At 64.5% G+C, this 24,192-nt stretch carries 22 protein-coding genes and 1 pseudogene; 6 read left to right on the forward strand and 17 right to left on the reverse strand.

Features of this window, described 5'->3' with window-relative positions; genetic code table 11:
• Nucleotides 1–353 precede the first annotated feature (353 nt).
• Complete coding sequence (gene purU, locus L0D18_RS11195) at nt 354–1,211, forward strand: formyltetrahydrofolate deformylase (RefSeq protein WP_243029090.1); 858 nt, start codon at nt 354–356, stop codon at nt 1,209–1,211.
• Between the two features lie 46 nt (nt 1,212–1,257).
• Entirely contained in the window at nt 1,258–2,472 is a 1,215-nt protein-coding gene (locus L0D18_RS11200) for a S1C family serine protease (RefSeq protein WP_243029091.1), read from the forward strand.
• An 8-nt stretch (nt 2,473–2,480) separates the two neighbouring features.
• On the opposite strand, the gene L0D18_RS11205 is transcribed toward L0D18_RS11200, so the two are convergent.
• The 5 genes from L0D18_RS11205 to L0D18_RS11225 all read right to left on the reverse strand — a co-directional run bounded on the left by L0D18_RS11205 (nt 2,481) and on the right by L0D18_RS11225 (nt 8,220).
• Nucleotides 2,481–2,876, reverse strand: coding sequence for a hypothetical protein (locus tag L0D18_RS11205; RefSeq protein WP_243029132.1), 396 nt, complete (start codon nt 2,874–2,876; stop codon nt 2,481–2,483).
• Between the two features lie 31 nt (nt 2,877–2,907).
• Nucleotides 2,908–3,885, reverse strand: a complete 978-nt coding sequence (locus L0D18_RS11210) for a TAXI family TRAP transporter solute-binding subunit (RefSeq protein WP_243029093.1) — start codon at nt 3,883–3,885, stop codon at nt 2,908–2,910.
• Between the two features lie 29 nt (nt 3,886–3,914).
• On the reverse strand, nt 3,915–6,029 hold the full coding sequence (locus L0D18_RS11215; protein WP_243029095.1) for a TRAP transporter permease: 2,115 nt from the start codon (nt 6,027–6,029) through the stop codon (nt 3,915–3,917).
• A gap of 61 nt (nt 6,030–6,090) precedes the next feature.
• On the reverse strand, nt 6,091–7,074 hold the full coding sequence (locus tag L0D18_RS11220; protein WP_243029098.1) for a TAXI family TRAP transporter solute-binding subunit: 984 nt from the start codon (nt 7,072–7,074) through the stop codon (nt 6,091–6,093).
• 54 nt (nt 7,075–7,128) lie between these two features.
• A complete protein-coding gene (locus tag L0D18_RS11225) occupies nt 7,129–8,220 on the reverse strand; it encodes a site-2 protease family protein (protein WP_243029100.1) in 1,092 nt (363 codons plus the stop codon).
• A 70-nt stretch (nt 8,221–8,290) separates the two neighbouring features.
• On the opposite strand from L0D18_RS11225, the gene L0D18_RS11230 reads away from it, so the two are divergent.
• Nucleotides 8,291–9,487 (forward strand): MFS transporter, encoded by a 1,197-nt coding sequence (locus L0D18_RS11230; protein ID WP_243029101.1) that lies wholly within the window; start codon nt 8,291–8,293, stop codon nt 9,485–9,487.
• Here the strand turns inward: L0D18_RS11230 and wecB are convergent.
• The 4 genes from wecB to L0D18_RS11250 are packed head-to-tail and all read right to left on the reverse strand — an operon-like array spanning nt 9,462 to nt 13,155.
• Entirely contained in the window at nt 9,462–10,580 is a 1,119-nt protein-coding gene (gene wecB, locus L0D18_RS11235; protein ID WP_243029103.1) for a non-hydrolyzing UDP-N-acetylglucosamine 2-epimerase, read from the reverse strand. The two genes, L0D18_RS11230 and wecB, sit on opposite strands and share 26 nt — an antisense overlap.
• 1 nt (nt 10,581) lies before the next feature.
• The gene (locus L0D18_RS11240) at nt 10,582–11,670 is read right to left on the reverse strand and encodes an MraY family glycosyltransferase (RefSeq protein ID WP_243029106.1); all 1,089 of its coding nucleotides are present in this window, start codon (nt 11,668–11,670) and stop codon (nt 10,582–10,584) included.
• Complete coding sequence (upp, locus tag L0D18_RS11245; RefSeq protein WP_114311957.1) at nt 11,667–12,293, reverse strand: uracil phosphoribosyltransferase; 627 nt, start codon at nt 12,291–12,293, stop codon at nt 11,667–11,669. The genes L0D18_RS11240 and upp overlap by 4 nt, the downstream gene beginning before the upstream one ends.
• Nucleotides 12,294–12,303: 10 nt before the next feature.
• Complete coding sequence (locus L0D18_RS11250) at nt 12,304–13,155, reverse strand: aminoglycoside phosphotransferase family protein (protein ID WP_243029108.1); 852 nt, start codon at nt 13,153–13,155, stop codon at nt 12,304–12,306.
• A 104-nt stretch (nt 13,156–13,259) separates the two neighbouring features.
• Between L0D18_RS11250 and L0D18_RS11255 the strand changes: the two genes are divergently transcribed.
• Nucleotides 13,260–14,333, forward strand: a complete 1,074-nt coding sequence (locus L0D18_RS11255; RefSeq protein WP_243029112.1) for a radical SAM protein — start codon at nt 13,260–13,262, stop codon at nt 14,331–14,333.
• A 15-nt stretch (nt 14,334–14,348) separates the two neighbouring features.
• Nucleotides 14,349–14,738: an NADH-quinone oxidoreductase subunit 15 gene (locus tag L0D18_RS11260; RefSeq protein WP_243029116.1), complete on the forward strand. Its 390-nt coding sequence runs from the start codon at nt 14,349–14,351 to the stop codon at nt 14,736–14,738.
• Here the strand turns inward: L0D18_RS11260 and hemW are convergent.
• From hemW to aceB, 8 genes and pseudogenes are all read right to left on the reverse strand, one after another.
• Entirely contained in the window at nt 14,735–15,841 is a 1,107-nt protein-coding gene (gene hemW / locus L0D18_RS11265; protein ID WP_243029117.1) for a radical SAM family heme chaperone HemW, read from the reverse strand. The genes L0D18_RS11260 and hemW overlap by 4 nt on opposite strands.
• A 121-nt stretch (nt 15,842–15,962) precedes the next feature.
• Nucleotides 15,963–16,291 (reverse strand): annotated as a pseudogene (locus L0D18_RS11270) (HEPN domain-containing protein).
• The gene (locus L0D18_RS11275; protein WP_279232366.1) at nt 16,281–16,583 is read right to left on the reverse strand and encodes a nucleotidyltransferase domain-containing protein; all 303 of its coding nucleotides are present in this window, start codon (nt 16,581–16,583) and stop codon (nt 16,281–16,283) included. The pseudogene L0D18_RS11270 and the gene L0D18_RS11275 overlap by 11 nt, the downstream one beginning before the upstream one ends.
• Nucleotides 16,584–16,604: 21 nt before the next feature.
• Nucleotides 16,605–17,825 carry a glycerate kinase type-2 family protein gene (locus L0D18_RS11280; protein WP_243029120.1) on the reverse strand — a complete coding sequence of 407 codons (1,221 nt, stop codon included), beginning with the start codon at nt 17,823–17,825 and terminating at the stop codon, nt 16,605–16,607.
• A gap of 19 nt (nt 17,826–17,844) precedes the next feature.
• Complete coding sequence (glcF, locus tag L0D18_RS11285) at nt 17,845–19,128, reverse strand: glycolate oxidase subunit GlcF (protein WP_243029123.1); 1,284 nt, start codon at nt 19,126–19,128, stop codon at nt 17,845–17,847.
• Between the two features lie 5 nt (nt 19,129–19,133).
• A complete protein-coding gene (locus L0D18_RS11290) occupies nt 19,134–20,180 on the reverse strand; it encodes an FAD-binding protein (RefSeq protein WP_243029125.1) in 1,047 nt (348 codons plus the stop codon).
• The gene (locus L0D18_RS11295; protein WP_243029128.1) at nt 20,173–21,597 is read right to left on the reverse strand and encodes an FAD-linked oxidase C-terminal domain-containing protein; all 1,425 of its coding nucleotides are present in this window, start codon (nt 21,595–21,597) and stop codon (nt 20,173–20,175) included. Before L0D18_RS11295 ends, L0D18_RS11290 begins: the two co-directional genes overlap by 8 nt.
• A gap of 75 nt (nt 21,598–21,672) precedes the next feature.
• The gene (gene aceB / locus L0D18_RS11300; protein ID WP_243029129.1) at nt 21,673–23,235 is read right to left on the reverse strand and encodes a malate synthase A; all 1,563 of its coding nucleotides are present in this window, start codon (nt 23,233–23,235) and stop codon (nt 21,673–21,675) included.
• A gap of 98 nt (nt 23,236–23,333) precedes the next feature.
• On the opposite strand from aceB, the gene L0D18_RS11305 reads away from it, so the two are divergent.
• Nucleotides 23,334–24,092 carry an IclR family transcriptional regulator gene (locus tag L0D18_RS11305; RefSeq protein WP_243029131.1) on the forward strand — a complete coding sequence of 253 codons (759 nt, stop codon included), beginning with the start codon at nt 23,334–23,336 and terminating at the stop codon, nt 24,090–24,092.
• Nucleotides 24,093–24,192: the final 100 nt, after the last annotated feature.

Here is a 24,192-nt window from a genome sequence, read left to right on the forward strand (position 1 = left end):
GATTATAGCCCCCCCACACCCCCCTTTTTTCTAAGAACTGCCTCCCAGACAATGCTCCCAGAGGGGGTTTTGCGGGATCTGGTCCCTTGGGAAGCCGGAGGAAGGGCCGATGGTGCCTGTAGCCTTTCTTGCCGCCACCCTGTTCCTGCAGGAAGGCCTTTCGGTCCCCCTGCCGGGGCGCAGCCACGGCTTCCCTCACCGCTTCCCGTGGCGCCGGCTTCAGGGTGTCCCGGTCCAGGGGGCACCTCCTCTCCCTGGGCGCCCCCTTTTACCCCCATCCCCAGGATTCCCCAAACAACCGGCTTCCGGGAAGGGAGCGAACGTGGGTGGCAACTCGGGTTATAGTAGCCCCTATGGAAGAGGCGCGGCTCCTCATCACCTGCCCGGACCGGCCCGGCATCGTGGCTGCCGTGTCCGGGTTCCTTTACGCCCACGGGGCCAACATCACGGATCTGCAGCAGTATTCCACCGACCCGGAAGGCGGCACCTTCTTCATGCGCCTGGCCTTCACCACCCCCCACCTGGACCTCTCCCGCCCCGCTTTAGAAAGGGCCTTCCAGGATGTGGTGGCCAGCCGCTTTCAGATGGAGTGGCGCCTGGCCTACGCCTCGGAAAGGAAACGGGTGGCCATCTTGGTTTCCCGGCCCGCCCACGCCCTTTTGGAACTCCTTTGGCGCTACCGGGTAGGGGAGCTTTCCATGGACCTCCGGATGGTGGTCTCCAACCATCCCCATCACCAGGAGGAGGTGGAGCGCTTCGGTATCCCTTACCACCATGTGCCCGTGGAAAAGGGGCGGAAGGAGGAAGCCGAGGAGAGGATCCTGGCCCTCCTCGAGGAGGAAGGGGTAGAGCTTGTGGTCCTGGCCCGCTACATGCAGATCCTCTCCCCCCGGTTTGTGGCCCGCTACCCCATGGGCATCATCAACATCCACCATTCCTTCCTGCCGGCCTTTGCCGGGGCCGACCCCTACCGCCAGGCCCACGAGCGGGGGGTTAAGCTCATCGGGGCCACGGCCCACTACGTCACCGAGGAGCTGGACCAAGGGCCCATCATTGAGCAGGACGTGGTGCGGGTATCCCACCGCCACACGGTGGCGGAGATGCGCCGGCTTGGCCAGGAGCTGGAGCGCACGGTCTTGGCCCGGGCGGTGCGCTGGCACCTGGAAGACCGCATCCTGGTCCACGGTAACAAAACCGTGGTCTTCGTCTAATCGGAGGCTAACCGGGTACGCATAAGGTAGAGCCAGGAGGTGAGGCATGAACCTCGGTCGGTCCTTCGTGGGTTTTCTGGTTCTTTCCCTGATGGCGGGAGCAGTGCTGTGGTGGGGTCTAAGCCATGGTCAGAACCCGCGCCCCCAGCCTCGGCCGGCTTCTGACCCCGGGCTTTTGGAATACGAGCGCAATACGGTGGAGATCGTGGAAAGGTACGGGGACGGGGTGGTCTACGTGGGGGTGGTGACCCGTCCGCAAAGCGTCCAGCTGCCCCCGGGCTTTGAGTTCTTCGCCCCCTTCTTGCAGATGCCTCCTCAGGAAGGAGCGGGTTCGGGCTTTGTCATTGACAAGGAGGGGTACATCCTCACCAACTACCACGTGGTGGAGGGGGCAAGCCGCATCACGGTGAAGTTCCATAACGACCCCAATGAGTACCGGGCCCGGCTGGTGGGGGCAGCCCCCCCTTTGGATGTGGCCCTCCTCAAGGTGGAGGCGCCCAAGGAGAGGTTGGTGCCTTTGGTCCTTGGGGATTCCGACCGCATCCGGGTGGGGCAGAAGGCCATCGCCATGGGGAATCCCTTCGGCCTGGAGTTCACCGTGACCCAGGGGATCGTCTCCGCCATCCGGGAGAACCCCGGGGCCATCGGGGATGAGTCGGGCCTGGTGCCCCAGGTGATCCAGACGGATGCCGCCATCAACCCCGGCAACTCCGGGGGGCCCCTTCTCAACTCCCGTGGGGAGGTGATCGGCATCAACACCGCCATCTTCACCCCCACGGGCCAGTTTGGGGCCGCCCAGTTCGCCGGCGTGGGGTTTGCCCTGCCCATCAACCTGGTGAAGCAGTACCTCCCCGAGCTCAAGGCGGGGAAGACCCTGACCGCGGAGGAGATCATCAAAAACCGGCCCCGCCTTGGCGTTTCCCTTATTCCCCTCTCCGTCTACCCCGAGAAGTTACGCCAGCAGTACGGGCTTCCCGCCTCCGGGCTCATGGTGCAGGAGGTGGAGCGCAATAGCCCCGCCGCCCGGGCGGGCCTTAGGGCCCCAAGCCGCTTTGCCTACCTGCAGCTCCCCTCGGGGGAAACCCTTCAGGTAGGGGTGGATGGGGATGTGCTCCTCAAGGCGGACGGGGTGCCCCTAACCTCCATCGCCCAGCTCCGGCGGGTTCTTTACAGCAAGAAGCCGGGGGAAGCGGTGAGCCTCGAGGTCTTCCGCCAAGGCCGCACCTTCACCGTGCGCGTGGTACCCCAGGTGATCCGCTAGCCACGGGATTAAGGGGGCCAGAGAAGGCGTAGCCGCAGGCATCCCTTTTGCACCCGGAACCAGGTGTCCCCTAGCTTCAAGGCCAGGCCCACTTCGGAGCAGTAGGCCAGGACCTTCCGCCGCTCCTTGGCCAGGGCCTGGTTCCAGGGGTATTCCCCGGCGGTGTAGTAGGCTTCCGTTTCCGGGTCGGTGTAGGCCTGAAAGCCCTGGAAGGCCCAAAGCGGGTGAAACTCCACAAGGACGGGTTTCCCCGTGACCGTGTTCACGAACTCCACCTGCCCCTTTTCCCAGGGGGTGAGGAGCAGATACTGCCTTTTGGCCCCTTCTTCCACCGACACCACCCGCACCAGGGCCAAGAGGACCAGGGCCGACCAAAAAGCCCAGCTCCTCGGGAGCTGGGCCAGCTTGGTGGGGAAGGGAGCGGGTTTCACGGCCCTACTTCAAGGCCCCGGCTTCCCGGAAGTACCGCAGGGCCCCCTCGTGGTAGGGGATGGTTCCCCCCAGGAAGCGCACGGCGTTTTCCAGGCTGGTATCCCGGGCAGCGGCCACCGCCTGGCGCAGGGTGGCCAGGTTTTCAAAGGTGGCTTTGGTAAGGGCATACGCAGCCTCCTCAGGCAGGCTTTGCGGACAGACCAAGAGGTTCCAGAAGGTGAGGGTGGGGGTGTCAGCCCGGGTACCATAGATGGCCTTGGGGATCACCCCGGGGCCGGCAAGGCCGGGGAAACGCTTCTGGAAGGTCTGGACCACGGTGCTCTTGGGATCCAAGGGCACCAGATGGATCCTCTGCCCCTTCCGGGCCAAGGAGGCCGCAAGCTCGGTGATGGCCCCCGTGGGCAGGCCCCCCGACCAGAAGAAGGCGTCAATGTTGCCCTCAGAGAGGGCATTGGCGCTTTCCTGGGCTCCTAGGCGTTCCTGCTTGGCGAAGTCCTTGGGGGAGAGCCCTGCCGCTTGCAAGACCAAGAGGGCCTCCACCTCGGTACCCGAGCCCGGAGCTCCGGTGGACACCCGCTTGCCCTTTAGGTCCTGCACCACCCGGATGCCGGTTCCTTCCCGGGTGACGATGTGCAAAAAGTTGGGGTACATGGCGAAGAGGATTCGGACACTTTTGGCGGGCTTTTCCTTGAAGCGGTCGTGCTGCCCGGTGTAGGCCAGATAGGCGGAGTCCGGCAGCACGGTGGCGCAGTAGTAGGTGCCCCCGCCGGTGCGGTTTTCTAAAAGGAGCAGGTTGTCAATGGAAGCGGCGGTCTGGATGGCTTGGGCCTCGGCCACCCCGGCTTTGTTCCAGATTTCCGCTAGGGTGGTGCCATAGTAGAAGTAAACGCCACCCACGCCACCTGTGGCCACCACCACCTTGGGTTTTTGGGCCAGGGCCAGGCCCGCCAAGGCCAAAAGGACCAAGAGGACTCTTTTCATCGTCCCACCTCCTTGCCTTCGGTCTTACGCTAAGCCTCTTTGCGCGCTCCCGTCAACCCCTTGCGGAAGAAGGGAAGCCCCAGGAGGAAGGCTACCAGGTTGAGAAGCCCGTAGGGTACAAAGAGCAATACGGCCAGAATGCCCAAAGCCCAGGCCTCCCAGCGCTTCAAGGGCCTTCGGGTGTAACCCGCTGCGGAGGCGGAAAGGTACACGATGCCCGCGGCCGCCGAAAGGAAGCGTTCTAGAATCATGGGCCACGCCTCCCCTGGGGAGGAGTTTTCCAGAACGGGGATGATAAGCAGCGCGGTGCCCGAGTAGGAGAGGAGGAAGAAAAACCCCACCAGGTACTTGGAAAGGGCTACCCGGGCGGCGTAGACCCCGGTGATCAGGGGATTGGTGCCGAAGACGCTGCTGGCCGCGTAGGCGGAGAGGGCCACGGGCGGGGTTACATCCGCCAGAACCGCATAGTAGAAGAGGAACATGTGGGTGGCGAGGAGGGCGGCGGAGTCGGGGATGCCGTTTTGCTTAGCCAGGGCGATGATGGCGGGGGCGGTGAGGGCCGAGGTGAGCACGTAGGTGGCCGTGGGGGGTACCCCCATGCCCAGCACCAGGCTGAAGATGGCGGTGATGAGGGTGGCGAGAAGCAGGCTTTCCCCGGAGACCTGTTGCAAAAGCTGGCTGAACTTGGAGGGAAGGCCGCTTATCACCATCATGGCGAAGATGAGGTTGGCGGCGGTCACCGCGGTGCCGATGGGAAGAAGGGTACGGAAGCCATCCGCTAGCCCTTGGAAGATGGGGGCTATCCCCTTGGGCCTCAGGGTGGGGTCCAGGTAGGTCAAGAGGATGAAGAAGAGGAGGGCCATGCTGGCAGCGGTGCGCACCTCGTAGCCCAGGTAGAGCATGGCGATGATGAGGAGGATGGGCAAGAAGAGGGTGCTATAGCGCAGGGCGTAGGCCCTCCGGCTCATGCCCAGCTCAGCGCCTACAGGAGGCAGGCCCGCCTTGCGGGAATAGAACTCGTTGAAGGCCAAAACAGCGGTCAGGTAAAGCAGGGCTGGCCCTAAGGCCATGACGATCACCTTCAGGTAGGGGATCTGGAGGATCTCCACCATGATGAAGGCGATGGAGCCCATAACGGGTGGGGTAATGAGGGCGATGGTGCCGGCGGTGGCCACCAAGCCCGCTGCCACCAGGCGGTCATAGCCGGCCCTTTCATAGAGGGGTTTGGTCAGGGCGGCCACGAACTGGGTATCGGCGGCGCCCGATCCGGAGAACATGCCCATGAACACGCTGGCCAATCCCGTGACCCGCCCCGGGGTGGCGGGGTGCTTGCCCACCAGGGCTAAGGCCAGGTTGGCCACCACCCTCCCCAGGCCCAGGGCCCCGATCATGCCGGAGAGGAGGGTAAAGTAGACCAAATATTTGGCGGAAACCCCGGTGATGAGGCCGTAGATGCCGGCCTCGGTTTCGTTATAGGTCTTGCCCAGGAGGAGGTCTATCCCTTGGCGGCTTCCCCTGAAGGCCCCGGGGAAGAGGTCCGCGTAGAGGTTGTAGCTGAAGAAGAAGAGCACCAAAACCGGCATCACCGGACCCAGAAGGCGGTAGACGAGGCCCAGGACCAGCATGATGAGCCCGAAGGACATGGCCATGTCCCAGGGCTCGGGAAGCACCGCCCTATAGACCAGCTCCTCAAAGAAGCGAAGCTGGTAGAGGGTAGGGAAGAGGGCCAGGAGGACGGCCAGGAGGTCCGCGGGCCGCTTTAGACCAGGTAGGAGGGCGGGCAAGGCCGCCACTGTCCAGTAAAGGAGGCCCACCGCCTTAGCCTCCCAGGGCAAGTTTAGCCCGGGGACGCTGGGGACCAGGAAGTTATAAAGGGGGATTAGGGTGAAAAGGAAATAAACCCAAGAACCAAAGGTGCGTTTCCGGGGAAGGTAGAAGGAAACCAGATAGCCTCCCAAAAGGAGGAAGAGGACGTGGGTGCTTCGCTGGAGCTGAACGATGTCCAGGATGGGTATCTCCGCCCGGGCTAAGGGGGTAAAGGGGTGGAGGACTAGATAGAGGCTATAGAGAGCGCCAAGGATTAGGATCCAGCGGGTGAACCGGGCCAAGGGGGTGGATGGGCTCTGGGAATGTTCTAACTCCATGGTTTTCTCCAAAAAAGCCCGGGGCCTGGAAGCTTCCAGGGCACCCGGGCGGTTTCATGGCTTACTTGATGAGGCCCTTTTCCTTCAGGTACCGCTCGGCTCCTGGGTGGAAGGGGATGGGGAGTTTGCCGTAGAGCCTGGCGGTGGCCTCGAGGCTGGTGTCCTTGGCGGCGGCCACGGCGGTGCGCAGGGTATCCAGGTTCTCAAAGATGGTCTTCATGATGGCATAGCCGGCTTCCGCGGGCAGGCTTTCCGGGCAGACCACGATGTTGCCCGTGGCCAGCCCGGGCACATCGGTGCGGGTGTTGTATACGTTTTTGGGCACCTTGTAAGGATCCACCAAGCCCGGGAACTTCTTCATGGCCACCTGGGCGGTGGTGCTCTTGGGGTCAATGGGGATCAGGTAGATCCGGTCCCCCTTGCGGGCCAGGGTTTGGGAGAGCTCCACGATGGAGCTGGTGGGCACGCCCCCTACCCAGAAGAAGGCGTCCAGGGTGCCCTCAGCCAAGGCCTTAGCCCCTTCCGCTATCGGCAGGCGCTCCCGCTTGGCGAAGGTTTCCGGCTTGACCCCGGCCCCCTGGAGGACCAGAAGGGCCAGGTTTTCCGTACTGGAGCCCGGCTGGCCGGTGGAGACCCGCTTGCCCTTAAGGTCTTGCACCACCTTGATGCCGGTTTTTTCCGTGGTCACCAGGTGGATGAAGGAAGGGTACATGTAAAAGAGCACCCGTTGGCTCTTGGCGGGGCGGTCTTTGAAGCGGGGCTCCTCACCGGTGTAGGCCACATAGGCGGAGTCGGTGGTGGTGAGGGCGCAGTAATAGGTGGTGCCCGAGGTGCGGTCCCGCAGGAGCTGGAGGTTGTCGTAGGAGCCGCCGGTCTGCACCGGCTGGGCCTCCGCCACCCCCGCTTTGTTCAGGATGTCGGCCATGGCGGTACCGTAATAGAAGAAAACCCCTCCGGTGCTGCCCGTGCCGATCACCACCTTGGGTTTCTGGGCCAGCGCCAGTCCTAGGACTACCAGGCCGATGAGGATAAGGATTCTCTTCATGGTCACCTCCCGTATACTTTTGCGCCCCTAACCTACCCCACCGCCCTCCGCCTGTCAAGGTGAGGGACGCCCCAGCATGCGCACCTGGAAGGCCCTTAGGAGGTCGGTTTTGCTGAGGATGCCCAAAAGGCGGTCCTCTTCCATCACCAGGGCCCGGGCATACCCCTGTTCCGCCATGCGCTCTAAGGCGGTGAGGGCGTCCTCCTCGGGGGAAAGCACCAGGGGTTCCTTCAGGTAGTGGGCCACTGGGGCCAGGGGGTTGGCGCCCTCCAGCCCCTCGAGGCCCACCACCCCCAAAACCCGCCCCTCCTCCACCACGGGGAAGCCGGAAACCTTATGGACCAAGGCCAGGTTCAAGACCTCCTGGACGGGAAGGGAGGGGGGGATGACCAAGGGTTCTGGGGTCATGAGGTCCTTGACCTTGAGCCCACTTAGCGCCTGGGCCAGGAGGGTGGCCTCCACCTCGGCCCTCGAGGCCATGTACACGAAAAAAGCGATGAGGATCAGGAAGGGATTGAAGACCACGAAACCGAATAGCCCCAGGGCCCAGGCCACCGCTTGGCTTAAGGCCAGGGCCTGCCGGGTGGCCTGGAGGTAGGGTTTTCTAAAGGCCAACAGCGCCCGGTAGACCCGTCCCCCATCCAGGGGCAGGGCGGGGAGGAGGTTGAAAAGCCCCAGCATCAGGTTCACCAGGGCCAGGTAGTGGGTAAGAAAGCCCAAGGCCCCGGTTTCTACCCGGGCCATGCGGAAAAAAAGGGCCAGGGCGAAGCTCACCCCTGGGCCCGCCAGGGCGATCCAGAGTTCCTTCTGGGGTTCCCTGGGGATCTTCTCCATCTGGGCCACGCCTCCTAGAAGCCAGAGGGTGATGCGCTTGGTCCCGATGCCAAAGCGCCGGGCGGTGAGGGCGTGCCCAAGCTCGTGGAGGAGTACCGAAAGGAATAGCCCCAAGGCCGCCAGCAAGCCTAAAAGAAAGGGCCAAGGGGGTTGCAGGAGGGTAGGGTCCTGGGACAGGCCGAAGAGTTCCAGGTAGACGGGTAGGTTGCTCCCGATGAGGAAGGCCAAAAGGGGCAGGATCAGGAGGAGGGAAAGGTCCAGCTGGATGGGGATGCCCAGGACGCGGAAAAGGGTTAGGCCACGCTGGAACATGCCTCAAGTATAGGCGGTTGGCCCCGGGCGGCCTTGATAATGACCGGTCAGTCGGTCGTAGGATGAAGGGGTGTTGGCCCTCACCCTCCTCAAGGACCCCCTTTACCGTTCCTACTGGCTCTCCCTCTTCACCTCTCAGATGGGCACCTGGATGCAAGCGGCGGCCCAGGCTTGGCTGGTCCTCCTGCTTACCGGTAGCGCCGAAAGGCTTGGGTTGGTGGTGGCCTTACAGTTTCTGCCTTCCCTCCTCTTTTCCCTGCCGGCGGGGGTGATGGCGGACCGTTACCCAAAGCGGAACCTCCTCCTTTTCACCCAGGGCGGCATGATGTTTCTGGCCCTTTTCATGGCCCTCCTCATCCTTACCGGACAGGTGCGGTATCTTCATGTGCTTCTTTTCGCCTTCCTCTACGGTGCCTTGAACGCCATGGACCTTCCGGTGCGCCAAAGCTTTACCGTGGAGCTGGCGGGACGTGAACGCTACCCCGGGGCCATTGCCCTGAATTCCTTTGGCTTTAACACCAGCCGCCTTTTGGGTCCGGCCCTCGCAGGGGTCTTGATGGCCCTCTTCGGCGTGGGGGTGGCCTACCTGGCCAATGCCCTTTCCTTCTTGCCCCTTCTTTTCGTGCTTCGTCGGGTGGCCCCGGGTCCGAAGGCAGAAGAGGGGGATGGCCGTTGGTGGCGGGAGGCGCAGGAGGGGGTGCGGTTTGTCCTGGAAAACGCCCTGGTCCGCCGGGTGGTGGTCCTGGTACTTTTTGCCAGCCTTTTGGGTATGAACTTCCAAACCCTGGTGCCCGCCTATGCCCGCCTGGTCCTAGGGCTTTCCGCCGCCGGGTATGGCGCCTTGCTTTCCAGCGTGGGGCTTGGGGCTTTAGGGGCGGCCTTGATCATGGCCTTCACGGGAAAGCCCAAGCCCTTAAGGCTTGTCCTTGGGGTTTTCTTCCTCGCCTTGGCCCATTTGGGCCTCTTCCTGCCTTTGGCGTATCTGGCTCCCTTCTTCTTGGCCCTAGGGGGGTTTGGCATGATCTCCGTGCTCATCAACGCCAATACCCTGGTGCAGCTTTCCGTGCCCGACCGGATCCGGGGCCGGGTCATGGCGGTGTACAGCCTGGTGATGCTGGGAACCGGGCCTTTGGGGGCGTATCTCACCGGCCTTCTCTTTGAGCTGCTGGGGGGGCGGCTTGCCGCCTTGGCCTTAGGGGGTGCGGTTTTGGTGGTGGGGCTTTACCAGCTTCGCTCCTGGCCTAGGGAGTCCAGTCTTCCGGTCTAGGGCCAAAGCCCAGCCGCCAAGCCACCCCCTGGGCCACCCGGAGGCCCGCTTTCCCATCTCCATAGGGGTTTTTGGCCTGGCGCATATGGGCTAGCTCCTCCGGGTTTGCCAGGAGTCCTGCCACCACTTGGTACACCCTTTCCGGGTCCGTTCCCGCCAGCTTTAGGATGCCCGCCTCGAGGCCCTCTGGCCGCTCTGTAACGTTCCTGAGGACCACCACGGGGACCCCCAGGGCTGCCCCCTCTTCCTGGAGCCCCCCGGAGTCGGTGACCAAGAGGAGGCTTTCCCGCATGAGGGCGGCCATAGGCCCGTAGTCCAGGGGGTCTAGGAGGAGGAAGTTCCTAACCCCCTTAAGCGCGGGGTAGACCGCCTCCCGCACCACGGGGTTCAGGTGCACGGGATAGACGAAGGTGAGGTGGGGGAAGGCCTCGGCCACTCGCCTCATGGCCCGGGCCAGCTCTCCCAGGAGGGGCCAGTTCTCCCGGCGGTGCATGGTGACCGTCACGTAGGGCCCCGGAGGAAGTCCCTGGGGAAGCTGGCCTAGTCGGGCGGCCAAGAGCACGGCATCCACCCCCGTTTGTCCGGTGACCAGGATGGTCTCCTCCCGCTTGCCCTCCCGCAGCAGGTTCTCCTTGGCCAAGGGGGTGGGGGCAAAGTCCAGGTCGGTGAGGGCGTCGGTGAGGCGGCGGTTGGCCTCTTCGGGGAAGGGCTCTTTGAGGTTGCCGCTTCGGAGACCCGCCTCCACATGCCCCACGGGAAGCCCCACCAAAAAGGCCGCCCAGGCCACGGCGAAGGTGGTGAGGGTATCCCCGTGGACCAGGACGTAGTCGGCCCGCATCTCCTCGAGGGCTTTGGCCGCCTGGGGCAGGATGCGGGCCGCCAGGTCCGGCAAGGCCTGGCGCTCTTGCATCACGTCCAGATTTTTATCCTCCCGGATACCGAAAAGCCCTAGGGCCTGCCGTAGCTGCTCCCGGTGCTGCCCGGTGAGGAGGACCAGGGGTTTGATGTAGGGGTGCTCCTTCAGGGCCAGGTAGACGGGGGCCATCTTGGTGGCCTCGGGCCGGGTTCCAAAGGCCAGAACCACCCGCTTCATGCTACTCCACCCCCTTCCACAGGGCCCTTAGGCGGCGGTAGGTGACCCAGCCCAGGCCCGAGACCGTGGCCAAGAAGCTCGCCAAAATCGCCTCCTTGGGCATGCCCAGATAGGCCATGGCCAGGAGGTTGAAGAGGAGGGCTAGGCCCCAGAGGAGGAAGGCCACCCGCCTTTGCGAAAGCCCCCGGGCGAGAAGCCGGTGGTGGATGTGGTCCTTGCCGGGGGTGGAAAGGGGGTTCTGCCCCCTTAAAAGCCTTCGCACCACCACCTGGGTGGTGTCCAGGATGGGCAGGAGGAGGAAGAGCGCCGGGGGCAGGAGGCCAAAAAAGGTGGTGAGCTTCAGGTTACCGAGAAGGGCCGTGGCCGCCAGGGTGTAGCCCAGGAAGTAGGCCCCCGCATCCCCCAGGATGATGCGGCTGGGGTGGAGGTTGTGCCGCAGAAAGCCTAAGGCGGCCCCGGCCAGGGCGGCCAAGACCAGGGTGCCTGCGGCCCAGTAGGGGAACTGGGCGCTCACAAAGAGGAGGCTCATGGCGCTGATGTAAGCGATCCCGCCTGCCAGCCCGTCCAATCCATCCATGAGGTTGAGGGCATTGGTGATCCCCACCACCCAAAGCCAGGTGAGGAAAAGCCCCAAGGCAGGGTCCAAGGGGGTGCCGAAGGCCGCTTCAAACCGCACCCCCACCGCCATGAGGAGGAGGGCCGAGAGGGTTTGGGCAAAGAGGCGAAAAAGGGGAGGAAGGCCGAACTGGTCATCGATGAAGCCCACCAGCACCAGCCAGGCCCCCCCGAGGAGGATGGCCAGGATCTGGATAAGAACGTGCTCCACCAGGATGGGCCTTAAAAAGGCCGCCACCACCAAGGCCAAGACCACGCCCGCATAGACCGCGAGGCCCCCGGCGTTGGGCAGGGGTTCCCGGTTGAGGCGCCTTTCGTTGGGCTGGTCCGCCCACCCCACCTTGAGGGCGAAGCGGCGCACCTGGGGCAGGAAGCGCCAGGTGAAAAAGAGGGCCAGGAGGAAGACAAAGACCACCGTGATCCAGCCTGTACCTTGGGGCTCGGCCACACCGATTTTCCTAAGGAGTTCCGTCATTTGGTCCCGTAGATCCGGTCCCCGGCATCCCCCAGGCCGGGGACGATGTAGCCGTGGTCGTTCAGGCGTTGGTCTATGGCGGCCACCACCACTTCGGTGTCCGGGTGGTCCTGGGCGATGCGCTCCAGGCCCTCGGGGGCGGCGATAAGGCACATGAGCTTGATCCCCGTGGCCCCCTTTTCCTTAAGGAGGGAGAGGGCCCGGCTGGCGCTACCTCCCGTGGCCAGCATGGGATCCAGGAGGAAGACCCGGCGCTCGTGGATGTCGGGGGGAAGCTTGGCGTAGTACTGAACAGGTTTGAGAGACTCGGGGTCCCGGTAGAGGCCGATGTGCCCCACGCGGGCATGGGGCACCAGCTTGAGGATGCCCTCCACCATGACCAAACCAGCCCGCAGGATGGCCACCAGGGCCAGCTTCTTCCCGGAAAGCACCTTGACCCGGGCGGGGGCCACGGGGGTTTCCACCTCTGTCTCCGTGAGTTCCAGGTCCCTCATGGCCTCGTAGGCCATGAGGAGGGATACCTCCTCGGCCAGTTCGCGGAAGTCCTTGGCGCCCGTGCGCCCGTCGCGAAGGTGGGCCAGCTTGTGCTGGACCAGGGGGTGGTCCACCAGGGTGATCCTCATCCCCCAAAGCCTAACATGCCCGCTTTCTTGGGGGAAAGCAGTCCTGGAAGAAGCCCAGGGCCCGGGGGAGCTTTTCTGCCAGGGCCTCCAGGAACCCCTCGGGCCTTTTGCTGCGGAACCAATGGAGGTCGTGGAGGTAGGTGAGAGGCACGTAAAAGGCCAGTCGCTCCCGTACCTCCCTTGGGTAGAAGCGCGCCAGGCGGAAGAGGACTTTCCGGGCGGCTTCCTCTCCCAAAAGGTCTAGGCTTCCCGTCTTCAGGAGGGCCAGGTCCCGGGCGGGATCGTCGCCGCCGGAGCGGACCCAGTCCACCAGGAGCACCTCGGGGCCTTCCTGGAAAGGGCCCTCCGGCACCTTGAGGAGGAGGTTTCCCGCCCAGGCATCCCGGTGGCAAAAACGACGCTCCACGCCTGCCGCCATGCCCACTTCCCGCTTTAGGGTTTGGATCAGGGAGCGGGCTTCGGGTATCTCGTGGAGGCTTTCGGCGAATAGCTCAAGCCGTTCCAGAAGCTCCTGGCGCTCCACGTAGCCGGGCTCGGGCAGGCGGTGGAGGGAGAGGAAGAGGTGGGAAAGGGCGGCCAGGGCTTTGGGGGTAAAGGACTTGGGGGTAAAGGGCTCTCCCGGGAAGCGGCGGGTGATGAGGACCCCGTGCCCTGCCACCTGGGCCACTCCCAGCACAAAGCTCCCCAGGCCTGCCCGGGCCATCCTCCTAGCCTCGAGGGCCGCCAGATGGGCTTCCTTTGGGCGGTATACCTTGTAGACCTGGTCTCCATCCGTGTACACCCGGGCTTCAAAGCCGCCCAGAGGGGTGAGGCGGGAGAGGAGATGGGCGGGAAGGAGGCCCTTCAGGGCGGAAAGTACCACGGGGCTTATTCTAAAGGCCTCGAGGCGAAATGGACGCCTAACGTGAGACCCTGGACCCAGCACGGGCCGCTGGCCTAACCCCCGGGGGGCTTTAACCTAAGGGGGTGGAGCTTTTGCGCCCGGAGGCCACGGTGCTCTCCTTGGGGGATCGGGTCCTCTCCTTTGACCGGGAGGGGCGGCCCTACCACTACTTTCGCCAGGGACTCACCTACAAGCGGGCCTTGGATGGGAGCCTGCACCTCCGTTACCGGGAGGAAGCGAGGAAAAGGCGCCGCTTGGGGGAAGGGGAGGCCCTGGAGGTCTACGCGGAGATCCTGGAGCTGGCGGAGGCCCACCTCCAAGACCCCGGGCGCCGGGCCGAGGTCCTCCGTTGGACCCCCGAGGCGCTTCTGGACCCCACCCCCTACCGGAGGGCCTACGTCTGGCCCGTGAGCATCCTTCCTCCCGATGCCTACCTCTCCGTGGTCCTCCAGGCCACCACGGGATGCACCTGGAACCGGTGCGCCTTCTGCTCCTTTTACCAGGACCGCCCCTTTCAAAAACGAAGCCCGAAGGCCTTCCGGGAGCATGTGGAGCGGGTGTTGGAGCTACTGGGAAAAGGAAGGCTTTTGCGGAAGGGGGTTTTCCTGGGGGATGGCAATGCCCTGGCCTTAGGCGAGCCCCTTCTTCCCCTTCTGGAAGAGGTGCGCCGGGTCTTTCCCCAGGAGGCCATCTTGGGTTTCCTGGACCTTTTCACCGGGATCAGGAAGGAACCCTCTTGGTGGGAAAAGCTAAAGGCCTTGGGGCTGGGGCGGGTGTACGTGGGTCTGGAGACGGGACACGCCCCCCTCTTGGCCCTCCTCAACAAGCCCGGGCACCCGAGAGAAGCCCTGTCCCTGGTGCGAAGCCTCAAGGAGGCCGGGCTTTCCCTGGGGGTGATCCTCCTGGTGGGGGCAGGGGGCGTGGCCTATGCCGAGGCCCACCGCCGGGAAAGCCTGGCCCTTTTGGCCCAGCTTCCCTTGGGGAAGGAGGACGTGGTCTACCTATCCCCTTTCCAGGTAGAGCCGGGTACCCCTTATGCCGCCTTGGGTTTGGAGCCCCTTCCTCAGGTGGAGGCGGAGCTGGCCGCTTGGGCCTCAGCCTTGCGCCGGATGGGGCTAAGGGTGGCCCGGTACGACATCCGGGAGTTCCTCTACTAGGGTATACTTGGGACCATGAGCGCCGCGCACGAACGGGAACTCTACGAGGCCTGGGTGGAGCTCCTCTCCTGGATGCGGGAATATGCCAAGGAGAAGGGGGTTCGGTTCGAGAAGGAGGCGGACTTCCCCGACTTCATCTACCGCATGGAGCGCCCCTACGGCCTCCCCACCACCATCATGACCGCTTCCCTTTCCGACGCCCTGGGCGAGCCCTTCCTCCTGGCGGATGTCTCCCCCCGGCATGCCCAGCTGAAGCGCATCGGCATCCGGCTTCCCCGGGCCCATATCCACCTGCACGCCCACTATGAGCCCGGGAAAGGGTTGGTGACGGGAAAGATTCCCCTCACCAAGGAGCGGTTCTTCGCCCTGGCGGACCGGGCGCGGGAAGCCTTGGCCTTCGCCTAGCCCTCGAGGGCCTGCCATAGCCTAAGCACCGTCTGATGTAGGAGGAAGAGGCCCTGGCGGGTGGGAATGAGGCGGAAGCCCTCCACCTGCAAGTGGCCCTCCTGGACCAGTTCCTGGATGGCAGCCTCCAATCCTGGCCAGAGGGAAAGACCGGTTCTCCTCTCCAAGGCCTCCACGTCCACCCCTTCCTTAAGGCGTAGGCCCAGCATCAGGCTTTCCTTGGCGTGCTCTAGGGGGGAGATGGCCTCTTCCTTGGGGGGCTCTCCCGAAAGCCAGCGGGGAAGGGGAGGGTGGGTGCGGCGGAAGGCATAGGCGTTTAGGTCTTGCCCTGGGTACTGGCCCGTGGCGCCGGGTCCCAAGGCCAGCCAAAACCCCGCGCGCCAGTAGACCAGGTTGTGCCGGGCCTCCTCCCCGGGTCTGGCGAAGTTGGAGACCTCGTAGCGCCGAAGCCCGGCCTCTTCCAGGATGGCCTCCGCCTTCTCCATGGCCCAGGCTTCCCTTTCCGGATCCTCCTTCAGGCCCAGGAGGGCGAAGGGGGTGCCTTTTTCCACCTGAAGGGTGTAGGCGGACACGTGGCCTACCCCAAGGCGGGTGGCCTCCTTGAGGTCCTTCTCCACCTCCTGCATGGGGAGGCCCAGGATGAGGTCCAAGGAGACCCTAAAGCCCCCTTCCAAGGCCATCTCCACGGCCCTAAGGGCCCCTTTTCGCCCATGGGCCCTTCCCAGGAACCGCAGCACCCCATCCTGGAAACTCTGCACCCCTAAGGAGAGGCGGTTTACCCCGAGGTCCCTTAACAGGCGAAGCCTCTCTTGATTCAGGGTTCCGGGGTTGGCCTCGAGGGTCACCTCGGCGCCCGGCTGCCACTTCCAGGGAAGGGCCTGGAAGAGGGCCACCAGTTCCCGGTCCCGGAGAAAGCTCGGGGTGCCCCCGCCCAGGTAGAGGGTTTGGAGGGGTTGGGGATGCGCCTGGTACAGCTCTTCGGCTTCCTCCTGGAGGCGCTTCAAATAGGCCTCCACCCACCCTGGGCCCCGGCGCACCACGTGGAAGTCGCAATAGGGGCAAAGGGTGGGGCAGAAGGGAACGTGGACGTAGAGGCTAGACATGGGGAGTTGCTGGGCCAGGGGTGAGGCCCTCGCCGGCCTTGGCTAAGGTGGGGAGGGTGGCCTTTAGCGCCGGGGCTAGCTCTGGGTATCCCATCCTTGCAGTCTACTAGGATGCCCTGGCCTAAGTAGGGCCGGATTCCAGGCGTGAGCGAAGAAGGGTTTCTGCCCAGGTAACGGCCCTTTCTGACAGGGCTAGGGCTTCCTCCCAGTCTTCCTCCGTGGCTTGGGGTAAGTCTCCTGGGTAACGCCCGGCCACGGCAAAGGGATTAAGCCTGGCCAGCGCCCAAGGGCAACCAGCAGGGCTTTTAGGGCTTTTTCGGCCGCTTGGTGGGCATCAAAGCAGGGATCTTCCCACACCACCTCGGGGCTGGTCCGCCCTAGCTGGGCTCGGGCTAGGTTGCTCTTAGCGCGGGCCAGCCAGACCAGGGGGTCCGAAGCATCATGCGGCATAGAGTACCAAGCCCTCCCGAAGGATACGGGGATACACCGTCATCCAGGCATCTTGGTTTTTTTCTAGGTCCTCCTCGGTGGCCAGGAGAAGGTCCAGACTGAAACCCCGCTTGGCCTTACTGGCGGCCTCGTAGAGGTCCTTCCAAACCCGCATGGTCTTGTACTCTGGCGGTACCACCACCAAGAGGTCGTAGTCGCTTTCCGGACCGGCCTCACCCCGGGCTCGGCTACCGAAGAGGATAACCTTTCGCGCCGGGACGGTTCTGAGGATCGCCTTTAGAACCGGGCCCAGCTCTTGAGTTACTCTACCCCTTCAGTCTACCAAGAGGAGGCGGAAGTCGTTGAGGTTGGTGCCGGTGGGCCCGGTTTTGAGGAGGGTTCCCGCCCGTTGGAAAAATCCCAGGCTGTCGTTGGCCTCCAGATAGGGCCTAGGGTCCAGGCCCAGGTCCCAGACCTCTGGGATGAGGAGGGCCCCCGCGGCGCCTGAAGGCCCGTCCAACCCGTCGGAGTCGGCGGCCAGGGCGTAGAGGGGGGCTTTGAGGTGGGCATAGAGGGAAAGGAGGAACTCCAGGTTCCGGCCCCCTAGCCCCTTTCCCCTTACGTGCACCTGGGCCTCGCCTCCGGAAAGGAGGAAAAGGGGCTTGCGGAAGGGAAGCCCCTGGGTGCGGATGGTGTCCACCAGCTCCGCGTGGAAGCGGGCTAAGGCCCGGGCCTCCCCTCCAAAGCGGTCGGAGAGGATCACCGCCCGATGGCCTTCCCCGCGTAGAAACCTCTGGGCGGCCCTTAGGAGGTCCAGGTTGCGCCCGGCGATCCGGAAGGAGAGGCGCTTCAGGGCCGAATCTTGGGGCTTCAGGGTCTCGGGAAGCCGGCCTGTAAGCCCCTCGTTCAGCACCCTTCGGGCCTCAGGGAAGCCCAGGCCATACCGGTCCAGGATGGCCAGGGCCTCGAGGTAGGTGCTGGCGTCGGGGTGGAAGGGCCCCGAGGCGATGATCCCCGGGTCGTCCCCCGGGACGTCGGAAAGGAGCAGGACCTGGACCCGGGCCCGGGTGGCCAAAAGAAGCCTTCCTCCCTTCACCTGGGAAAGGTGCTTGCGCACGGCGTTGATCTCCCCGATGCTGGCCCCGCTCTTTAGAAGGGCCTCCGTCAAGGCCCGTTTTTCCTCCAGGGAAATCCCCAGGGGAAGGCACCACAGGGCGCTTCCCCCACCCGAGACCAAAGCCAAAACCCGGGCCTTGGGGGAAAGCCCCTTGAGGAGCTCCAAAACCTCCTGGGCTGCCCTTAGGCTTTCCCCATCGGGCAGAGGATGGCCAGCGAAGAGGGCCTTTAGCCCCAAGGCCTCCTGCCCCTTGGGTAGGGTGAGGTGGTAGGGCACTTCCCCATAGCGGTCCAAGGCGGCTTTTAGCATCCAGGCGGCTCCCTTGCCCACCGCCAGGATGAGGTGGGGCTTGGCCCTGGGGAGGGCCTTAAGGGTGAGGCGGTAGGGGTGGGCCTCCTCGAGGGCCTTTTGCAAGGTGGCCAGGAGGAGGGTTTTCACCGTCCCAGCCTCCCTTGGCCTAGGAGGCCAGTGTGGCACCCTTTTCCCTGGGGTCCTGGCCCAGATAGAGCATCTCCAGGAGTTCTGCGGTGTGCAGGATGGGGATACCTTTTTCCAGATAGGCCTGGATCTGGGTGAGGCAGCCGATGTTGCCGGTTACCACCAGGTGGGGCTCCGTGGCCCTCAGGTTCTCCGCTTTCCTTCGGCCCAGAACCTCGGCGATTTCCGGCTGGAACAGGTTGTAGGTGCCGGCGCTGCCGCAGCAGATCTCCCACTCCTTGGGTTCCAGCACCTCCAGTTGGGAGGCCCTGAGGATCTTCCTGGGCGGTTCCCGCACCCCTTGGGCGTGGGCCAGGTGGCAGGCATCGTGGTAGGCCACCCGCAAGGGTGGCTTTGGGGGAGGTGGAGGGGTGAAGCCCACCTCTTCCAGGATGACGGTGAGGTCCTTCACCTTGGCGGCCAGGGCCCGGGCCTCCTCCTCTTCCGGTTCCTCCAGGAAAAGGAGGGGATACTCCTTCATCCCCGAGCCACAGCCGGCGGCGTTGGTGACCACGTAGTCCACGTTCCGGAAGGCCTTTAGGTTTTGCCGGGCTAGGGCCTTGGCCCCTTCCTTGTCCCCGGCGTGGAGGTTTAGCGCCCCGCAACAGACCTGCTCCCTCACGGCCACCACCTCCACCCCGTTTTCCTGCAGGACCCGGATGGTGGCCCGGTTGATGGAGGGCCTTAAGACCTGCTGGGCACAGCCCAAAAGGAGGCCCACCCGGGCTTTCGTCACCCCCTTGGCGGGGTAGACCTCCTGGTAGGGATCCTCCTTGGGCAGGTGGTCGGGAAGGAGGGCGATGGGGGCCTTTAAGGCCTTGGGCAGGGGGAGGGGTTGGAGGAGGGGTTTCAACCGGCTTCCCAGCTGGGCTAGGGGCCGAAAGCGCTCCGGGTAGGGGAGGAGGCGGAGGAGGGTTTGGCGGTATACCTGCTCCAGGGGGTAGCGGTGGCGTTTCCCCTCCGTGTGAAGGCGAAACGTGGCGATGAGTTCCCCATAGGGGACCCCGCTGGGGCAGGCGGTGACGCAGGCTTGGCAGGCCAAGCACCGGTCCAGATAGGGGAGGGTTTCCTCCAGGGGAAGGTTCCCCTCGAGGACCTCCTTCATGAGGAAGATGCGGCCCCTAGGGGAGTCCATTTCCTCTCCCAGGACCAGGTAGGTGGGGCAGGTGGGGAGGCAGAAGCCGCAGTGGACGCAGGCCTCTATGGCGTGGGCCATCACCTCTCCTTCCTTGCCCAAGGTTTCCACGGGGATGCGGTGCTGCATGTTCTCTACCCTAAGGGAAACCGGCCCTTGGGGTCTAGGGCCCTCTTGATGGGGGCGAAGAAGGCTTCCGGCGGCGAGGGGAAAAGGACCTCCTGAGCCCCCCTTAGGACCAGATGGGGGATTCCCCCATCCCGTAAGGCCTTTAGGCCATGGGGTTCCAAACCGGCATAGAGAAGGTCTCCCCCGGCCATGTAGCGCCGGGGCCCTAAGGGCAGGCTTTCCAACGTGGGGATGAGATCCAGCCGGGAGGGTACCTTTACCCAGATGGGGCTTTCCTGGAGGAAGGCCAGGTCCCGCACCCTTTCCCAGTGGGCCTCGTCCTCCGCCAGCACCTCGCCTTCCCTTTTCAGCACGTCCTGCAGCCGCTTTAGCCTTCTTCCCAAACTCTCGGGAAAGCCCCCTATCCGCATCTCCAGGGTAGTCGGGGGCACGAGGTCCAAGGCCAAAAGGTCCAGGGGCAGGGTTCTTAGGCCCTCCAGGGCGGCCAGGGCTTCCTCCGGTTTGGAAAAGCCCACCCTCAGGGTTCGGGTGGCCCGGGGGTAGGGGAAGACCTTAAAGGAAAGCTCCACCATAACGCCAAAAGCGCCTAGGGAACCCACCATAAGGCGGTGGAAGGGGAAGCCGGCAGCGTTTTTCACCACCTTGCCCCCTCCCCGCACCACCCTTCCCTCCCCGTCCACGAAGCGCACCCCCAGGATGAAGTCCCTGAGGCCCCCAAACCGCTCCCGCATGGGGCCAGAAAGCCCCGCCGCCACCGTGCCGCCCAGGGTGGCCCCCTGTTCTACCAGGGGGGGGTGGAAGGGCAGGTACTGGCCGTGGGTCCGCAAGGTGGCCTCAATCTCCTTCAAGGGGGTACCGGCGTAGGCGGTGAAGACGAACTCCTCCGGGGCGTACTCCAGGATGCCCTTTAGGCCCGAGAGGTTGAGGAGGGTTTCCCCTTCCTGGGGGCTGGAAAGGGCCGGTTTGCTCCCGCCTCCCTTGGGGCGCAGGCGGGGGTGGGTGCGCACGGCTTCCCGCACTTCTTCCAGGGAAGAGGCGAAAATCTCAGGCATAGAGCTCTCCCAGGTCAGTTTTCAGGCCACCTTGATGTGGGCTTTGCCCGTAGCCTGGGAGCACCTTGCCCCGGTTGGCCAGGCCCTTAGGGTCCAGGGCCTCCTTCACCCGTTCCATGGCCAGGAGGTCTTCGGGAGCGAACATCTCCGCCATATACCCCTTCTTCTCCACCCCGATGCCGTGCTCCCCGGTCAAGGACCCCCCCAGGCGCACGCAAAGCTTGAGGATCTCCCCGGCCAAGGCTTCGGCCCGCTCCAGCTCCCCCGGCTTCTTGCCGTCGTAGAGGACCAAGGGGTGAAGGTTGCCGTCCCCGGCGTGGAAGACGTTGGCCACCCTAAGGCCGTAGGCCTGGGAAAGCCTGCCGATCTCCCTTAGGGCCTCTCCCAGGCGGCTTCGGGGCACCACGCCGTCTTGGACGATGTAATCGGGGGAGAGCCTCCCCACGGCGCTGAAGGCGGCCTTACGCCCCTTCCAGATGGCCTGGCGTTCCCCCTCACTTTGGGCGATGCGCACCTCGGTGGCCCCGCTTTCCCCCATCACCCGGGCCAGGAGCTTGGCTTCCTCTTCCACCTCTTCCTTGGGGCCCTCCAGTTCCACGATGAGGAGGGCTTCCACCTGGGGGTAGCCTGCCTTCACCGCCGCCTCGGCGGCCTCAATGCTCAAGCGGTCCATGATCTCCATGGCCCCAGGGAGAAGCCCGCTTTGGATCACCTGGCTCACCGCGTTGCCCGCGGCCTCGAGGCTCTCGTAAGCGGCCAGAAGGGTGTGGTAGGCCTCGGGTTTGGGAAGGAGTCTGAGGGTGATCTCCAGGGCTACCCCCAAAAGCCCCTCGGTGCCCACGAAGAAGCCGTGCAGGTCAGGCCCTACGCCCTCCAGGCTTTGCCCGCCCAGGTGGACCACCTCCCCCTTAGGGGTGACCACCTCCAGGGCCAGCACATGATTGGCCGTCATCCCGTACTTCAGGCAGTGGGCCCCGCCGGAGTTGAAGGCCACGTTCCCCCCGAGGGTGGAGATGGGTTGGCTGGAGGGGTCAGGGGCGTAGTAGAGGCCAAAAGGGGCTGCCCGCCGGGAAACCTCCAGGTTCACCACCCCGGGTTCCACCACGGCGATGCGGGCCTTGGGGTCCAGGCGGAGGATGCGGTTCATGCGGTTTAGGGCAAGGACCAGGCCCCCTTCCACGGGCAAGGAACCTCCCGAGAGGCTGGTGCCGCTTCCCCGGGCCACGAAGGGCACGCCATGGCGGTAACAAAGGCGCACCGCCTCCACCACCTCCTCCTTCCGCTCGGGAAGCACCACGGCCAAGGGGCGCTTGCGGTAGGCGGTGAGGGCGTCGGACTCGTAAGGGGCCAGCTCCGCCTCCTTGGTGAGGAGCCTTCCCGGGGGGAAGAGGGCCCTAAGCTCTTCCAAAAAGCCCATTGCCACCTCCTCCTTCACTTTACCGGAAGGGGCGGAGGGCCTACCCCACCCCTTCCTGGCCCAGGCCACCCGGGCTCAATCCAGGTACTCGTAGGCCACCAGGGTCAGGAACTCAATGAACACCTCGGAGAGGACCAGCTTGTCCAGGATTTCCTCGGCTTCCCGGTAGCGGCCAGCCTCCCGCCCTCCCAGCTTGGCCAGCTCCTCTTCCTTGATCTGTTGATAAAGCTCGGGGGTGACCGTGCGGCCGTCCTCGAGGGTAGCCCCCCGGTGCACCCACTGCCAAAGCTGGGCCCTGCTGATCTCCGCGGTGGCGGCGTCCTCCATGAGGTTGTAGATGGCGGCGGCCCCGTTGCCCAGAAGCCACTGGTTCAGGTACTGGAGGGCCACGGAGATGTTGTTGCGCAGGCCCCCTTCCGTCACCTTGCCCCCGGGAACGGTGAAGTCCAGGAGGTCTTCCGCCTTTACCTGGACGTCTTCCCGCTTCACATGCTTCTGGTGGGGCCTGTCCCCCAGGTGGCGGTCAAAGACCTCCATGGCCACCGGCACCAGGTCCGGGTGGGCCACCCAGGTGCCGTCAAAGCCCTGGGAGGCTTCCCGCTCCTTATCGGCCCGCACCTGCTGGAAGGCCCTCTCGTTCACCTCAGGGTCCTTGCGGCTGGGGATGAAGGCGGCCATGCCCCCGATGGCGTGGGCCTCGTGGAGGTGGCAGGACTTCACCAGAAGCTCGGTGTAGGCCTTCATGAAGGGCACGGTCATGGTCACCTGGGCCCGGTCGGGGAAGATGGGGGCGGTGGTGGCGAACTTCTTGATACAGCTGAAGATGTAGTCCCAGCGGCCCGCGTTGAGCCCGGCGGCGTGCTCCTTGAGCTCGTAAAGGATCTCCTCCATCTCCAAGGCCGCCAGGATGGTCTCTATGAGGACCGTGGCCCGGATGGTGCCCCGGGGGATCCCCAGGTAATCCTGGGCGAAGTTGAAGACCTGGTTCCAAAGCCGGGCCTCCAGGTGGCTTTCCAGCTTGGGCAGGTAGAAGTAGGGGCCGCTGCCCCGCTTTAGGAGTTCGTGGGCGTTGTGGAAAAAGTAGAGGCCGAAGTCAAAGAGGCTTGCCGAGATGGGTTCCCCATCCACCCGAACGTGCTTCTCCACCAGGTGCCAGCCTCGAGGGCGGACCACCAGGGTGGCCACCTTGTCCTTTAGCTTGTACTCCTTCCCCTCGGGGCTTACAAAGTCAATCTGGCGGCGGATGGCGTCGTAGAGGTTCTTCTGCCCTTGGATCACGTTGTCCCAGGTGGGGGAGAGGGCGTCCTCAAAGTCGGCCATGAAGACCTTGGCCCCGGAGTTCAGGGCGTTCACGATCATCTTGCGGTCGGTGGGGCCGGTGATCTCCACCCGGCGGTCCAGAAGGTCCGGGGGGGCTTCCGCCACCTGCCAGGACCCACCCCGCACAAAGGCGGTTTCCTCGGGAAAGTCCGGCTTTTCCCCGGCCTTATACCGTTCCCAAAGGATTTTCCTGCGCTCCAGGAGGGCCTTGCGCACGGGGTTGAACTCCCGGTGCAGGGCCACCACGAACCTCAAGGCCTCTTCCGTGAGCACCTCCCCTAAGAGGGGATGGTCTTTAAGGATCTCCACGCCCTTCATGGTGGCCCGAGCTTAAGGGGGAGGCGGGTTATTTGTCAAGAAGCAAAATGTTATTTTGTAAGTTGAAAAACAACCCGGGGGAGGTTACCCTAAGGAGGATGCCAAGACCTCGGGAAAGGGGAGCCCAAGGCACCAAGACCCTGGAGCGGGGCCTTCAGGTTTTGGAGGCCCTGGCGGAGTTGAAGGAAGCGGAGCTTTCCCCCTTGGCCAGGAGGACGGGGTTCCACAAGAGCACCCTTTACCGCTTTCTCCAGACCCTGGTTCGCCACGGATTCGTGGAGGAGGAGGGTGGGGTGTACCGGGTGGGCCCCAAGGCCTTTGCCGTGGGCCAGGTCTATCCGAGGCAGAACCTGCTTCTTGCGGTGCGCTCGGAGATGGAGGCCCTGGCGGCGGAAACGGGGGAGAGCGTGAACCTGGCGGTGCCCGCAGGGCAGGAGGTCCTCTACCTGGACCAGGCGGAGGGAACCAAACTGGTGCGCCTCTTCACCGCTCCCGGAAGCCGGGCCCCTTTGCACGCCACGGGGGTGGGGAAGGTGCTCCTGGCCTTCCGGGGGATTCCCGAGGGGCTTTCTCTGGCCCCCTACACCCCCTACACCCTTACCCGCCTCGAGGACCTAAGGCGGGAACTGGAGGCCGTACGCCAGAAAGGGTATGCCTTGGACAACGAGGAAAAGGAGCTGGGGGTGCGTTGTGTGGCGGCTCCCGTCTTCGGCCCCAGCGGCGAGGTGGTGGCGGCCCTTTCCCTTTCCGCCCCCGCAAGCCGCCTTTCCCTGGAGGGGGCCCACCGCCTGGCCCCCCGGGTGATGGAGGCGGCGCGGCGAGCTTCCCTGCGCCTAGGCTTTGTGCCTGCTTTATAATGGAAGCGGTTAGGAGGCTTTAGCGGAAGGAGCTAAAGGCCATGGACAAGGACCGTCCCGTCTACGTGATCTCTGTGGCGGCGGAGCTATTGGAGATGCA

It is taken from the genome of Thermus albus (assembly GCF_022760855.1).
Taxonomy (GTDB): domain Bacteria; phylum Deinococcota; class Deinococci; order Deinococcales; family Thermaceae; genus Thermus; species Thermus albus.